Source organism: Paenibacillus sp. P13VS (assembly GCF_015143645.1).
In the GTDB taxonomy this organism is placed as follows: Bacteria; Bacillota; Bacilli; order Paenibacillales; family Paenibacillaceae; genus Paenibacillus; species Paenibacillus xylanilyticus_A.
The window spans coordinates 17,610-31,995 of sequence record NZ_WYEV01000008.1; the positions used below are offsets into that span (position 1 = coordinate 17,610).

Here is a 14,386-nt window from a genome sequence, read left to right on the forward strand (position 1 = left end):
TGAACGGCAGACGGGAAGGATGGAAAGATGGATATCGTATCACCGCAAAATACACGTGTGAAGGAATGGGCACAGCTGCTGGAGAAGAAGCACCGTACCCGTCAGCATAAATACATCATTGAAGGCATTCACCTGGTTCAGGAAGCGCTGCGTGCACAGGCTGATCTGGAATGCATCGTTTACGATGGCGAGCAAGGAGTACCTACAGAACTGGCTGGCCTCGAAGGACCCCTTCAACGTATAGAATGGATCAGCGTATCGCCTGCTGTGATTACCAAATGTACGGATACGATGACACCGCAGCCTGTTTTTGCCATTGTACGTAAAGGTCGTGAGCCGCTGGAAAGTCTGCTCTCTGGAGAGCAAGGGCTTGTTGTGGTGCTGGATGGGGTGCAGGACCCGGGGAATGTGGGAACGATCATCCGCAGTGCTGATGCAGCTGGAGCAGCCGGTGTGGTGCTAGGTGCAGGCTCTGCCGATGTGTATAATCCAAAGACGATTCGTTCAACGATGGGATCATTGTTTCATTTACCCATTGTGGAAGGGCAGCTCGAATCTATCCTTCCGCAAGCGAAAGCAGCAGGCGTGAAGCTCGTAAGTACCTCTTTGCAAGCAGAGTATTCATGTTATAGCTATGATTTTACTCAATCCGTTTGGCTAGTGATCGGCAATGAAGGCAAGGGGATATCTGAGTCTACGGCAAGGCTTGTGGATGATGCGATTACGATCCCGATGCAGGGACAAGCTGAATCGTTGAATGCCGCAATGGCCGCGACGATTCTGATGTTTGAAGCGATGAGACAGCGGATGGTTTAGTTTATAGATAGGTAAATATTAAGTACGATATAGGACAAGGATTTAAGAAAAACAAATTAAGCTTATTCCTACTTTTGTGAGAGATAGGGATAAGCTTTTTTCTTTTGAAATAGAAAGTTAATCGACCGATCAGAATAATGAATTGGATTAGAGAGAAGAAGCTCTATAGCTACCTGGAGAAGCTGGAACTTGAAATTAGGGAATCCAGTGATAGAGAATAGTGGGAAGAATCTGAACGCTGCGTGTAACCTTACTCTGACATTCTAATATGATTTGGATACAAAATATTGTTGAAAATGAGTGAGTGAAGGCGGAGGACATGTTCCTTCGCTTTTTTTGGTGTTTCTGAATTCATGCCCTCCCCTGTACGTTCAGCCGATATTGATGCGGAGTTGTACCGGTAACGGAACGGAATACTTTGCAGAAGTAGGAAGGCGTGGACATGCCTACACGATGACCAATTTCTGGCACGCTGTATGAATTACGGGCAAGTAATACGCAAGCATGACGAATACGGGTAGCTTGAGTATAGGCGACAATGGTCGTTCCCGTGGCCTTTTTGAATACATGAGACAGATGATAAAGAGACATGTGCAGTTCTGCAGCGAGATCTTTGAGTTGAAAGGGTTCATGGTAATGTTCCTCAATCCACTTCATGATGGCTTCAGCGTGAGGATGAAGGAGACTGTTGAAGGTTGGACGCACGGATTGGGAGAGGGCATGTTTGTCTTCTTCCCATATGTATTGAATCTGTACGAGCAGGTTCAGTAAAAAGAGCCGGGCAGCCTCCTCTTCTTTTTCTCCATGGAGTCCGTTGGGATGAATCTGCGCGAACTGTTCCATGAATTGCACCAGCATGGAAGAAGAAGGAAGAGTGAAAGGTGTAATAGGTGAAGGTTGTGCCAGAAGCTCCTGTACAAAATGATGAGTAGCTGTAAAATGACGCCAGGTTTCCTTCAGCACATCCAGATCATACATAAGTACACTACGGACAAAAGGATGCTCATCCGTAACCTGAATCTGTACCTGATGCAGCTGAAAAGGACGGAAAATCATCAGTGTACCCGGTTTAAGCGGAAAAGCTTGTCCTTCCGTAATTAACTGGCCATACCCATCATGAATGTAGGTCACTTCCATTTGGGCATGGGCATGAAATATTTCACGAAAAGTCGTGGTGGATGTACGTCGGCAAGCCAGATCGAATTGCTCCTTGTCTAACATGGACAATGCCTATTCCTCCCTCAACATGAGCACAAGATCCTTTTATTTTAACACAAGATACACGCATAAAAGCGCTTAATAATTGTGTATTGTGAAGGGAACAAGGGAGGTATGTTCAGATGTTAAAGGTAGCGATTATTGGAGCTGGAGCAATTAGTGGAGCACATATCTCAGCCTATTTGACCTTTCCCGATCGATGTCAGATTGTAGCTGTGGTTGATATGTACCCTGAGAAAGCACAGAAACGAATTAATGAACATGGACTGGAGAATGCACAGGCAGTAGCGGATTATAAAGAATTGCTGAGCCAGAATATTGATGTGGTCTCTGTCTGTACTCCGCCGTATACACATGCTTCCATTACGTGTGACTTTTTACTTGCCGGTGCTAACGTGCTGGTGGAAAAACCGATGGCTTCCTCACTGGAAGAAGCAGACCAGATGCTGAAAGCAGCTGAACAGAGCGGGAAACTTCTGTCGGTCGTGGCACAGAATCGGTTCACTACACCGATGATGAAGCTTAAGGGGGTGCTGGACAGTAAGCTGATGGGCCCGATCGTACACGTTCAGGTGGATTCATTCTGGTGGCGGGGTCATAACTATTATGATCTGTGGTGGCGCGGTACTTGGGAAAAGGAGGGCGGTGGCTGTACGCTTAATCATGCCGTACATCATATTGATGCCATGCTCTGGATGATGGGTCCACCCGTGGAGCTGCAGGCCATGATGGCTAATACGTCGCATGATAATGCGGAAGTGGAAGATGTGTCGATGGCCATGCTTCGGTTCCGTGAAGGGGCACTCGGCATGATCACGAGTTCCGTTGTACATCACGGAGAGGAGCAGCAGTTAATTTTTCAGGGAAAAGAAGCCCGGGTATCTGCACCGTGGAAAGTGGTTGCCTCAACGGCACGTAGTAATGGATTTCCAGAGCCAAATCCGGAGCTGGAACAGCAGATACAGCAGAAGGCTGACGCATTGCCGGATGTCCTTCACGTCGGTCACGCCGGTCAGGTCGAGAATGTGCTAAACGCCATCGAGATCGGATCACCGCTTTTGGTGGATGGACGGAGTGGGCGGAATACACTTGAACTGATTGTAGGCATATATAAGTCCGCGAGTACGGGGGAGAAAGTTACCTTTCCTCTGGAATCAGGCGATGCGTTCTACACACGCGAAGGTATAATGCAGCATGCGGTGCACTTTTATGAAAAGAAGACGGCAGTGGAGAACTTCGAGGATCTGAGCATTACGCTGGGGACCCAGTTGGAGTCAAAATGATTAAAGGAATGTATAACAAAAAGATGCCAATGTCTCAAGATAAAAATGAGGCGGCATCTTTTTTGCTAGACCACAATCTCACGCATATATGTTATCAAATTTATCATATAAATGGACGATAATTGGACTAACTACACTCCCTTGGACAATCCTATCCTACATATTGGAACAACCGAGATGACATGTAATGTAACTTTTACTGCAAGATTTACTGTGCTTTTGTAGGGATTTAACCCAAAATAATCCGGTTACCTGCCACTCTCCTCACGAAAAAGGGAAACGTATTTGCAATCGTAAGGGAACGTTATTGAGGGGTTGAACCAATTAGTGTAATAGTATTACAGCCATTTGTCCGCCCATCGCTCCACGGCACTTAATGCCCTTCCCAGCTCCGTCCCTTTGCGGGACAACATATATTCTGTCCGAACTGGTCGCTCTGTAACCACATGGCGCACGACCAGACCTTCTTCCTCCAGTTCTTTCATTCGTTCATTCAGTACGCGTTTGCTCAAGTCAGGGATATAAGCGTGAATTTCACTGAATCGTTTGGGCTCTTCCATCAACGCATGAATAATGAGGGCAACCCACTTCCGGCCAATGATCTGATAAGACTGTTCCACCTTTTCGCATATTTGCTTGGCATTCTCATCATCGCTCATAATTGTACTCCTTTGAATTAGTTATGCTTATTATAGCACTAGTATACTTATTGTAACCTGGATGTCTACAAGCGTTATGTATAAAATATCACATACCAATTGTTTATAATCTTACCACATAAAGCGTTAACAATAAACAAAAACCCTGTAAACACTGGTGTTCACACGTTAGACATGATTGTTGACGAATTGTGACGACAGGTGTAATATGGGTAACGTTAATTCAAATGGTTACAATTTATAACCTTGGTTTAAGGTTGTGGAGAGAAGGAATGTTCCATGGTTAAATTCGGGTATGGTATATAAACGGAGGCAAGGCGGGTCACGCACCCACTTATTCCGTCTTTTGTCATGCTTGGATTTGAACATTTTGCACCATCATATACTATACTGCACAGATCACAGGAGGCACTCCAATGGACGCAATGACATTTGTCCTGTTCGGGGCAACAGGCGATTTAGCCAAACGCAAGATTTACCCTGCATTATATAACTTGTACATTGATCAAAAAATGCCGAAATCCTTCTCCGTTATCGGTCTTGGACGGCGTGAATTGTCGGATGCTGACTTCCAGGCGAATGTCGAAAAGTCACTGCATGAATTCTCACGGCAAACGCCTGAAGAAGAATCCCAGGTACGTGATTTCATTGGGGCTTTCCGTTATTGTTCACTGAACAATACGAAGCTTGAAGATTACACGAAATTGCTGAAAATCGTCGAGCAGCGTGAACAGGAACTGAGCATTCCGGAAAATCGCATGTTCTACATGTCGGTTGCACCAGAATTCTTTGAGCCAATCGCACTGAATATTCAGGAAAGCGGCTTAGGTAACACCAAAGGCTGGAAGAAGCTGATTATTGAAAAACCATTCGGACACGATCTGCAATCTGCACGTGAACTGAATGAGAAACTCAGCAATACCTTTGCTGAGGAAGAAATTTATCGCATTGACCATTTCCTTGGCAAACCGATGGTGCAAAATATTGAAACCCTGACGTATGCCAACCCGGTTATTCAGGCATTGTGGTCCAACCGTTACATTGCCAATGTACAAATCACGGCTAGTGAAACAGTTGGTGTTGAAGAACGTGCTGCGTATTACGACCAAAGTGGTGCCGTTCGCGATATGTTCCAGAATCATATGCTTCAATTGCTGATGATGATTGCCCTGCATTTGCCAAAACGCTGCACACCGCAAGAAATTCAGTTTAAAAAGCAAAAAATTGCTGAAGCACTTCGACCACTGACCAAAGAAAACATCGCTTCTGAGGTGGTACGTGCTCAATACAGCGCAGGCGAGCTGCAAGGGAAATCCGTTGTCGGCTATCTGGACGAGCCTGGTATCCCGGCTGGTTCCCAGAACGATACGTATGTTGCGGCGAGATTGTGGATCGATGATCCATTCTGGAGCGATGTTCCATTCTACATTCGTACAGGTAAACGACTGGCTGAGAAATCCACACGCATCGTAGTTGAGTTTAAGGCGCCCCTCAAAACAGGTCATGAATCCGAAATTACGACCGAGCCTAACCTGCTGACGATTGAAATTGGTCCAGGGGAAAGCATCTCGCTTCAATTGAATGCGAAGAACCCATTGAACCATGGTGAAGTGGAGCCAATCAACATGACATTTGCTTCAGGCAAACGGAACATTCCGGAAGCTTACGAAAACCTGATCTTTGACGCTATGCGTGGAGATTCCACCTTCTTCGCTCACTGGAACGAAGTGGAGCTGGCATGGCAGTGGGTACAACCGATTCTGGAAGCCTTCCAAGATGGCAGTGTACCGCTGGATACGTACAGCGCAGGATCGCAAGGACCTGATTCCGCAGATCGTTTGATTGCAGAAGATGGCTATCGTTGGTGGTAAACATATTTAAGGCTAACTGATTATACCGTTCCAATTTTGCATAAGTCCTTCCGGCCAATGGCCGGAAGGCCGTAAAAATTTTTGATATAGATGTTGCTGAACATGGTTTGTTTTAAGCGGTGTAGTGCAGGTGACGGAATCGATTCTGCAGAAGCGAAGCTAAAAGCTTTCTGAAAGAAAGCTACTCCAGAAGCAAATACTTCGCCTTTGTATCCAAATTTCAACTATATATAGTGGAATTAAGAAATTAGGATACAACAGCGATCGGAAGAACGATCCGTAACCGGAACGGTTACCGCAGAATGCAAGCATGTTGGATACAGTATGAAAAAAATGCATTAATAATTGTTCATAACAGGAGGATTTATCATGAAACTTGGACTTATTGGATTGGGCAAAATGGGATTGAACCTGGGCAGAAACCTGATTGATCACAAGCATGAAGTGGTTGCTTTTGACTTGAATGCTGAAGCAGTTAACGAAATGAAAGAATACGGAGCAAAAGGCGTTTCTTCTTATAAAGAAATGGTTGAATCTCTGGAATCTCCACGTGTACTGTGGATCATGGTTCCTCACAATGTGGTTGATGCGGTACTGGCTGAAGTAAGCCCGCTGCTCTCCAAAGGCGATATCATTATTGAAGCAGGTAACTCCCACTACAAAGAGTCGATCCGTCGTTACGAGGAATTGAAACCATCCGGTATCCACTACATGGATGCAGGTACTTCCGGTGGTATGGAAGGCGCGCGTAACGGTGCATGTTACATGATCGGTGGAGACCCTGAAGCTTGGGCAATCGTTGAGCCGGCATTCAAAGACACTGCAGTAGAGAACGGTTATCTGTATGCAGGTAAAGCGGGTAGCGGTCACTTCCTCAAAATGGTGCACAACGGTATCGAGTACGGTATGATGGCATCCATCGGTGAAGGTTTTGACGTACTTGAGAAAAGTGACTTCGACTTCGACTTCGAAAAAGTGGCTCGCGTATGGAACAACGGTTCCGTTATTCGTTCTTGGCTGATGGAGCTGACTGAGCGTGCATTCTCCAAAGATGCGAACCTCGATGAAATCAAAGGTGTAATGCACTCTTCCGGTGAAGGACGCTGGACTGTGGAAACCGCATTTGACCTGCAAACTGCTACACCAGTTATCGCTTTGTCCTTGCTGATGCGTTATCGTTCCCTGGAGACAGATACATTTACAGGTAAAGTGGTAGCAGCACTGCGTAACGAATTTGGCGGCCACGCTGTAGAAAAAAAATAAGTTCATATATAACTGTTAACATATAAGGTTGTTCGGGTAATGAATATCATCGTGTTTATAAATTCATCAAGTGGAGGGAACATATCATGAAATTTTTCTTGGATACAGGGAATGTTGAGGAAATCAAACGGATTGAACGTCTTGGTCTGGTGGATGGAGTCACGACGAACCCGTCTTTGATTGCCAAAGAAGGCCGAGTATTTAAAGAAGTGATTCAGGAGATCTGTGGCGTTGTCAAAGGCCCGGTCAGTGCTGAAGTTGTCGGTCTCAAAGCCGAAGATATGTTGAAGGAAGCTTATGAAATTGCTGAATGGGCACCGAATGTAGTCATTAAACTACCGATGACCGAAGAAGGGCTGTATGCTTGTCATGAGCTTACGCAAAAAGGAATTAAAACCAATGTAACGCTGATCTTCTCGGCAGCACAAGGCCTGATGGCGGCAAAAGCAGGAGCGACTTACATCAGCCCATTCGTTGGCCGTCTGGATGATATTGCAGTGGATGGCATGAAGCTGATTCGTGATCTGCGTCTTATCCTGGATACGTACGATATGCCGTCCGAGATCATTGCAGCAAGCATCCGCAATATCAAACATGTTGAAGATGCCGCCCTTTCCGGTGCGCACATTGCGACGATTCCTGGATCGCTCCTGCCAACATTGTGGAAACATCCACTGACAGATAGTGGCATCGAGCGCTTCCTGAAGGATTGGGAAACTGTTCCTAAATAATGTTGCGAAAGATTTATGCATTGTTATAAAGCATATGGCATAAATGAATCAAAGCCTTCACCTTGCAGAGGAATCTGCAGGTGAGGGCTTTTTTTATTATGAAGAAAAAAGAATAGCTGGCCACTCTGAGCGAACCGCCCATTTAATAAACGGATGTTGTCGCTGTCACAGGGGTGCTGTCCTTCTTTTTCAGGACAACGGTGCATATGGATAACATATAACCCTAGAGCTCATCCCGCAGGGAGAGGGGGACACCCGATGAGAAAAAGATGGCGGAGCCGAAGACGACGGAAGCCGCCGAGCGGCAAACGCAAGATGTGGCTGATTATTTTACTGGTAGCGGTATTTTGCCTGATGCAGGGCTTTGCGTATGTCGATAAAAAAATGAAGCCTCCAATTATGCATTTGGCCAAAATACGGGTAAAGCAGATTGCTACGGAAGCGATCAACAAGGCCATAACGGCCCAGGTGGCGGAAGGTAAATCGACCGAAGGGCTGATTGACTGGAAAACCGATACTGCCGGTAAAGTGTCCGGTTTCATGCTAAACTATGATGAGCACATGCGCATTACGGCAAGTACGATGAACATTGTGCAGTCCACGTTACAGAACGTGCATATGTTAAAAGAGAAAATCCCCCTCGGCCAGGCTCTGGGTAGCCCGGTCCTGGCATCCTTTGGTCCGAATATTCCCGTTCGTATTGAGCCGCAGGGGGCTGTGAAGGTTGATCTGAACACCAGGCAGCAGAATGCCGGAATTAACATGATCCTAGTAGAGGTATACATTCATATTATTGCCGAAGTGGCCGTGGTGGTTCCCTTTGATATGGAGCCAGAGACGGTAGATACCGAAATACCAATATCCTACCTGCTCGTGGTCGGGGATGTGCCCATGTATTACTACGACAATCAGGGCAAGCCGGTAGGCAGTAACGGCAGCAGTGCACCATCCATTGCATTACCATCAGGCCAGGCTGGCGTATCCGGTGGTACTGGCGTGACACCGAACCCTTCCGGTCAGAATCAGCAGCAGACACCAGGCGGTCATATGCAGGGAGATGAGCTGGAGCTTGAGCCTGATCCTGATCTTACAGGAGAAAATGGTGGACTACCGCTTGAGACAGACGTGAATCATTGAATTGAAATGAGTTGAATCGAACTAAAGACGTTCAATCAACAAAAAACGGGATCCTCTCCTAAGAGGTCCCGTTTTTTTATTTGCTTTTCGCCTTGGCTTTCTTCTGCTCGCGTTCTTCCCGTTCCCAATGCTTCAAAAGCGGATAAGGGTCAAACGACCATTCCGTCAGTCCGGTATCCCGGTAGATTCCGTAATGCAAATGGGGAGGGAATTTCCCCTGTGTACCTGGTTTGCCATAACCGGAGCTGCCTACCCAGCCCAAAACTTGACCGGGGGTAACGACCTCACCTATGTGGGCATTCTTATCAAAACCGGATAGATGAGCGTAATAGTGATAGTGGTTGTTCAAATCACGGATACCAATCCGCCAGCCGCCAAAGGGATTCCAACCCTTAATCTCAACGACGCCGTAACAGGTGCTGCGCACGGGAAGCCCGTGGGGTGCGAAAATGTCTGTTCCCTCGTGGATACGATAACCGCCCCAGCTGCGTTTGGTCCCCCATGTGCTGCGATAGGAATAATTGGTGCCGAGCGGAACAGGAAACGCATGGGTGAATAAATCGATGCTGTCAAAATGCTCATATAATTTCGCAAACTGCTGAATGCGCTGAACAGCCCGGGTATTATGATAATACTCCCACAGGGCAATGCTGAAGTCATCCTGACGGGCTCCGAATCTCTGGATGACGTTCGCCATACTGTACAGCACATCCAAGTCGTTGTTGGCATCCGCCAGTCCGTCTCCCGATCCATCACGACCGTATCCATTAAAAAAAACGATGGAGCCCGGCTGTTGATCCGTCTCATCCGGGTTAAGCCAGCCTCTCCAGGCGGGAGATGTCATGAAAATCCCGGTCAGCCGCTCCGGGTGCTTGCGGTCTTTGGGATGAGCACGCGTCAGAGTTCGTTCATATTGGTCGATAGCTGCGAGTCTGAACCAGGGAATGCCGGTTATTTGTTCAATGCTCTCATATAAACTTCGGCGTGCTTTTAAAATCTCCGCTGGTTTCATTTCGGCAGGTTCCATTTTGGATGGCGCAGCCGAGGATTCACCATGAACATCAACAGGCAAGAATGGGAGAAGCAATGTGCCTGCAAGTAGGGTTTTCATCCAAAAAGAGTGAGTGAAGCGCATTTTGTTGCGATTTTGCACAGGGAAGCAGCCCCCTTTCCATTGAGATGATGCACAAGCGTGCCCGGTGAACCAAGCTATAACCTAGCGTTCTTCAAAAGCCCTTATTTTATCCGTGTAAGGGTGGATTGCACAAGATGTGACAAATGGGGGTTTTTCCAAGGCTTTCATGGTATAATATGTTCCGAGCAACAGCCTAACTTCATTAGAAAGAGGGTTTACGCATTGGCTAAACGTGTTAAGGAACCGAAACCGGACTGGATTCGGATTAAATTGACAACCGGCGATAACTATCAGGAAATGAAAACGATGATGCGTTCGAAAACGCTGCATACAGTATGTGAGGAAGCAAGATGCCCAAATATTTACGAATGCTGGGCCAATCGAACAGCTACTTTTATGATTTTGGGCGACATTTGCACACGGGCATGCCGCTTTTGCGCTGTGAATACCGGCTTGCCGACGGAACTTGATTTGCAGGAGCCAGAACGGGTCGCAGAAGCTGCGGAGCAAATGAACCTGCAGCACTGTGTTATTACCAGCGTCGCTCGTGATGACTTGAAGGATGGCGGAGCGACCATTTTTGCCGAGACGGTTAAGGCCGTTCGACGCCGCTTGCCTTTATGTAGTGTAGAAGTATTGATTCCGGACTTCCTGGGTGATCGGGATTCCCTGAAAATTGTTATGGATGCCAAACCTGACATTCTCAATCACAACATTGAGACCGTAGAGCGGCTATCGGACAAGGTCAGAGCCAAGGCCAAATACAAGCGTTCACTTGAATTGCTTGCTCGTGCCAAAGAAATGCAGCCCAACATTCCGACCAAATCCAGCATTATGCTGGGTGTAGGTGAGGAATATCAGGAAATTTTGCAAACCATGGATGATCTGCGTGCTGTGGATTGTGATATCATGACAATTGGTCAGTACCTGCAGCCATCCGAGAAACATCTGTTTGTTGAGAAATATTATCCGCCAGAAGAGTTCGCAGCATTGAAGCAGGAAGGATTGAAACGTGGATTCAGCCACGTTGAATCCGGACCGATGGTACGCAGTTCCTATCATGCACATGAACAGGTTAAATCTGCTGCAAAACATGCGGAACAGGCGGCAACACACGCATAATGGAGGACACTGGATTGGAAGAAGAAAAAAGCACTGAGCAGGTTCAGGACACGGTCCAGGATCAGCCTCAGGATAAACCGGAAGAAAAAGTACAGGAAAAGATCATCGTTCAGGTGAACGGTAAAAATTACGAAATAGTGCAGAACCATAAAGAGGGCTGGAACCCGGAAGTTTTCCGCGACCGGTACAGTGAAGTTCTGGAGCGTTACGATTACATTATCGGGGACTGGGGCTACAGTCAGCTGCGGCTCAAAGGCTTTTATCGTGATAATCATCCCAAAGCCACGAAAGATTCCACCATCTCAAGCATGGTGGATTATATCAATGAATATTGTAACTTTGGCTGTGCTTACTTTGTTCTTCAGAAGAGCAAAGAACAGCCCCAAGTCAAAACAAAAAGCGGCTCCTGAGAAGGGCCGCTTTTTTTGTGCATGTTTTTATAGCCGGGAGTATTCTTTGGTGAACACCAATCTGCTTGTTTTTGAACCAGGCTAGTCCAAAAAGGCAGTGCGAACCCGGTTCCAAAACGGATAGGGGCGATAACGGGCAAAGCTTACCTTGTGACTTGCAACCTGACAACGTACGGAGATCAGATCCTCCACCATGACATTGACATGATCGATGGTCAGCAGCAGCCTTTGGTCCTTACGCGAGAAGATGTCACAGTGATGGTGCTTGGGCAAAATAACCGGTGAACCCAGCGTCCGATAGACACGGTTATTGATTGAAGCAATTTCGGCAATTTGAATTGCCTCAATGGTTGGATGCACCATTGCACCACCCAGGGCCTTATTATAGGCTGTACTGCCTGAAGGGGTGGATACGCAGATCCCGTCACCCCGGAACATCTCGAAGGTCACGTCATTAATGTCGACTTGGGCTACGACCGTACCGTCCACACCTTTTAACGTAAATTCATTCAAGGCAATATAGGAGGTGTTACCCGATTTTTTACGAATCTCAAGCTCCAGCAGCGGGTATTCTACAATTCGGGGTTTGAGTCGTTCGGGATCCCCTTTTCCGCTCATCAATCGTACCAATTCCTGTAATTCATCCTTCTTCCAGTCGGCATAAAAACCGAGATGGCCTGTATGAACCCCAACAAAAGCAATGTCCGGGATCCGGTCGATGAAATTGTGAAATGCCTGCAGCATTGTACCATCGCCTCCGATGGAGATAACAATCTCCGGCGATTCTGCATCCAGCTTGAACCCTTCTTCTTTTGCCAGCGCATGAAACTGCTGACTCAGATCAATCGATAACTGGTCTCCGCGGTCTTGAACATAGTATCTCAAGATGAAAGCTCCTTTGTGGTCATTATATTACCGATGATAATCAATTCCAGAGCAGAACACAACGTTGGATTGATATTCATTCGAAATATAGGTACGCATTAGGGCTTATTTTTGGAACCGTCTTGGGAAAAGCAGGGCACGAAGCAGAGAAAAGAACAGCAGCAAAATCAGCACGCCGCCAAGGATCATGAATCCGAACCATATCATTTGTCCCGCATCTGGTGAGTATATAGCTGTAGCTACAGGTGAAGAGCTGGTCTCACTTATGGCGGGCCATGCGGACTGACCCATTAAAGGCACCCAAAGTAATAAAACAAGTACAGGTGCGATTAGAGCATGTATGGCTCTCGCAAACAGAAACGGCCCATATCGCATCGGTGTGTTGCTGAGTATGCTCATGATCTGGGCATGTACCGACAATCCTCCCCAGGACAACACAAATGCAGCAGCTGCTGCCTTATAAACAAGAGGGACGGCTGTACCTGCTCCTCCAGCTTCCTTGGCTCCAAGAGTCACTTCAAACAAACCACCTACAAGACTCTGTGATAAGGCAGGCGGCAAGTTCATGAAGGTCAGCAGCTGCTCTGTCATTTGATACAGCACACCAAGTGATCCGGTCTGTACAAGTAACTCCATCATGACAGAGAAGAATACAACAAGCCCACCTACGATAATAATAAGGCGAAGGGATGAGGAGACAGCCTGGCGCAGTAGTTCTCCAAATGCACGCCCATCTGCCATTCGTGCCTCATGCATGGCATGGATAGCCTGTATGAATCTGCCTCCCTTTGGCTTCACGGTTGAGCTTGAAGGCGTAGGGGATGGAGAAGATGAGCTAGCTGCCCTTCCATGGAATCGCATGAGCAGACCAACGATGAACGCAGCGGCATAGTGAGAAGCGACCAGAACCGGAGCAACGGCTACATTGTGAAAAAAACCAACGGATACCGCACCGATCATGAAGATGGGATCGGATGAAGTAGTGAACGCCACGAGCCGCTCACCCTCTTCCCGCGTGACCAGCTTTTGATCCCATAATTGAGCGGTTAATTTTGCTCCTGTCGGATAGCCGGAAGCGCAGCTGACCGCAAATACAAAACCTCCGCTTCCTGGAACACGAAACAGGGGGCGCATGAGTGGATTTAACAGGGTCCCGAGAAAATGGACGATGCCGAAACCGAGCAGCAGCTCAGAAAGAACCAGAAAGGGAAAAAGCGAAGGGAATAACACATCCCACCAGATGGAGAGCCCTCTCACACTTGCATGCCAGGTCTCTGCAGGGAACAGGACCATTAGAAAACAGAGAACGAGGAGAGCGAGTGTAATCAGAACATGGGTAAGTTTGTATGAAGCTGCCATGCATACCTCTCCTTTATATAATAATGGTCGTTATGTCTGCTGCAGTGAGTGTCGCTTGTGCCATCAATATATGAACCAAGGCGGACAAACAGTACAAATTAATATCCAGAAAGCGCTTGCAAAAATGGCTGTATTTTTAAACGATGTATGCTAAAATGATAAAAACGCCTGAACGTCACCTATTTGTCCAATAGGGTGAAATTCAAATCGGATGGAGTGATGATTATGAGTCTTGTCACCGGAATCCTGGTCTGTGCTTTTGTCTATGTGATACGTGCCTCGCTTGTACGCTCTGAAGAAGAGGACTGGCGAAGTTATTAATGGAATATATGGTGCGCCAATCTCGCGATTGGTGCTTTTTTTGTGTCTTCCGAAGTGAAGAGGCTCTAGAGGAAAAGGATCAAAGACATCTTGACTTGCCGATGTTAGATAGGACTTTTGGGATTTTTTTGATAGAATGAAGATAAAGGTGATGGCAACCTGATCTCAATTTTGTT

Annotated in this window: 14 protein-coding genes; 9 read left to right on the forward strand and 5 right to left on the reverse strand. The window is 46.9% G+C overall.

Going from position 1 to position 14,386, the window contains the following annotated elements; translation table 11 throughout:
* The first annotated feature begins 27 nt into the window (after positions 1-27).
* A complete protein-coding gene (locus tag GUA98_RS20130) occupies positions 28-816 on the forward strand; it encodes a TrmH family RNA methyltransferase (protein WP_193724204.1) in 789 nt (262 codons plus the stop codon).
* Positions 817-1,167: 351 nt separating this feature from the next.
* Here the strand turns inward: GUA98_RS20130 and GUA98_RS20135 are convergent, their stop codons facing one another.
* Complete coding sequence (locus GUA98_RS20135) at positions 1,168-2,037, reverse strand: helix-turn-helix domain-containing protein (protein WP_193724325.1); 870 nt, start codon at positions 2,035-2,037, stop codon at positions 1,168-1,170.
* A 119-nt stretch (positions 2,038-2,156) separates the two neighbouring features.
* On the opposite strand from GUA98_RS20135, the gene GUA98_RS20140 reads away from it, so the two are divergent.
* Positions 2,157-3,317: a Gfo/Idh/MocA family protein gene (locus GUA98_RS20140; protein WP_193724205.1), complete on the forward strand. Its 1,161-nt coding sequence runs from the start codon at positions 2,157-2,159 to the stop codon at positions 3,315-3,317.
* Positions 3,318-3,655: 338 nt separating this feature from the next.
* On the opposite strand, the gene GUA98_RS20145 is transcribed toward GUA98_RS20140, so the two are convergent.
* The gene (locus GUA98_RS20145; RefSeq protein ID WP_095292196.1) at positions 3,656-3,976 is read right to left on the reverse strand and encodes a winged helix-turn-helix transcriptional regulator; all 321 of its coding nucleotides are present in this window, start codon (positions 3,974-3,976) and stop codon (positions 3,656-3,658) included.
* 416 nt (positions 3,977-4,392) lie between these two features.
* Here GUA98_RS20145 and zwf point away from each other — a divergent pair, with 416 nt between their 5' ends.
* The 4 genes from zwf to yunB all read left to right on the forward strand — a co-directional run bounded on the left by zwf (position 4,393) and on the right by yunB (position 8,978).
* Positions 4,393-5,847, forward strand: coding sequence for a glucose-6-phosphate dehydrogenase (zwf, locus tag GUA98_RS20150; protein WP_193724206.1), 1,455 nt, complete (start codon positions 4,393-4,395; stop codon positions 5,845-5,847).
* Positions 5,848-6,216: 369 nt separating this feature from the next.
* Complete coding sequence (gene gnd, locus GUA98_RS20155; RefSeq protein ID WP_193724207.1) at positions 6,217-7,110, forward strand: phosphogluconate dehydrogenase (NAD(+)-dependent, decarboxylating); 894 nt, start codon at positions 6,217-6,219, stop codon at positions 7,108-7,110.
* A gap of 86 nt (positions 7,111-7,196) precedes the next feature.
* Positions 7,197-7,841, forward strand: coding sequence for a fructose-6-phosphate aldolase (gene fsa, locus GUA98_RS20160; RefSeq protein WP_154896431.1), 645 nt, complete (start codon positions 7,197-7,199; stop codon positions 7,839-7,841).
* A 258-nt stretch (positions 7,842-8,099) separates the two neighbouring features.
* Complete coding sequence (gene yunB / locus GUA98_RS20165) at positions 8,100-8,978, forward strand: sporulation protein YunB (protein WP_193724208.1); 879 nt, start codon at positions 8,100-8,102, stop codon at positions 8,976-8,978.
* Positions 8,979-9,054: 76 nt separating this feature from the next.
* Here yunB and GUA98_RS20170 read toward each other — a convergent pair whose 3' ends face one another.
* Entirely contained in the window at positions 9,055-10,113 is a 1,059-nt protein-coding gene (locus tag GUA98_RS20170) for a M23 family metallopeptidase (RefSeq protein ID WP_415753046.1), read from the reverse strand.
* 222 nt (positions 10,114-10,335) lie between these two features.
* On the opposite strand from GUA98_RS20170, the gene lipA reads away from it, so the two are divergent.
* Entirely contained in the window at positions 10,336-11,235 is a 900-nt protein-coding gene (lipA, locus tag GUA98_RS20175) for a lipoyl synthase (RefSeq protein WP_110756964.1), read from the forward strand.
* A 14-nt stretch (positions 11,236-11,249) separates the two neighbouring features.
* On the forward strand, positions 11,250-11,645 hold the full coding sequence (locus GUA98_RS20180) for a YutD family protein (RefSeq protein WP_227779882.1): 396 nt from the start codon (positions 11,250-11,252) through the stop codon (positions 11,643-11,645).
* 81 nt (positions 11,646-11,726) lie between these two features.
* Here the strand turns inward: GUA98_RS20180 and GUA98_RS20185 are convergent, their stop codons facing one another.
* Both GUA98_RS20185 and ylbJ read right to left on the reverse strand, forming a co-directional pair.
* Positions 11,727-12,530, reverse strand: a complete 804-nt coding sequence (locus tag GUA98_RS20185) for an NAD kinase (protein ID WP_095292189.1) — start codon at positions 12,528-12,530, stop codon at positions 11,727-11,729.
* A 105-nt stretch (positions 12,531-12,635) separates the two neighbouring features.
* Positions 12,636-13,889 carry a sporulation integral membrane protein YlbJ gene (ylbJ, locus tag GUA98_RS20190; RefSeq protein ID WP_193724209.1) on the reverse strand — a complete coding sequence of 418 codons (1,254 nt, stop codon included), beginning with the start codon at positions 13,887-13,889 and terminating at the stop codon, positions 12,636-12,638.
* Between the two features lie 195 nt (positions 13,890-14,084).
* Between ylbJ and GUA98_RS30030 the strand changes: the two genes are divergently transcribed.
* Positions 14,085-14,210 (forward strand): hypothetical protein, encoded by a 126-nt coding sequence (locus GUA98_RS30030; protein WP_258377577.1) that lies wholly within the window; start codon positions 14,085-14,087, stop codon positions 14,208-14,210.
* The last annotated feature ends 176 nt before the right edge of the window (positions 14,211-14,386 follow it).

Coding starts and splice junctions, on each gene's coding strand:
- zwf (WP_193724206.1), top strand. CDS start 4,393: ATGGACGCAATGACATTTGTCCTGTTCGGGGCAACAGGCGATTTAGCC.
- ylbJ (WP_193724209.1), bottom strand. CDS start 13,889: ATGGCAGCTTCATACAAACTTACCCATGTTCTGATTACACTCGCTCTC.
- GUA98_RS20130 (WP_193724204.1), top strand. CDS start 28: ATGGATATCGTATCACCGCAAAATACACGTGTGAAGGAATGGGCACAG.
- yunB (WP_193724208.1), top strand. CDS start 8,100: ATGAGAAAAAGATGGCGGAGCCGAAGACGACGGAAGCCGCCGAGCGGC.
- GUA98_RS20140 (WP_193724205.1), top strand. CDS start 2,157: ATGTTAAAGGTAGCGATTATTGGAGCTGGAGCAATTAGTGGAGCACAT.
- GUA98_RS20145 (WP_095292196.1), bottom strand. CDS start 3,976: ATGAGCGATGATGAGAATGCCAAGCAAATATGCGAAAAGGTGGAACAG.
- GUA98_RS20170 (WP_415753046.1), bottom strand. CDS start 10,113: ATGCGCTTCACTCACTCTTTTTGGATGAAAACCCTACTTGCAGGCACA.
- fsa (WP_154896431.1), top strand. CDS start 7,197: ATGAAATTTTTCTTGGATACAGGGAATGTTGAGGAAATCAAACGGATT.
- GUA98_RS20135 (WP_193724325.1), bottom strand. CDS start 2,037: ATGTTAGACAAGGAGCAATTCGATCTGGCTTGCCGACGTACATCCACC.
- gnd (WP_193724207.1), top strand. CDS start 6,217: ATGAAACTTGGACTTATTGGATTGGGCAAAATGGGATTGAACCTGGGC.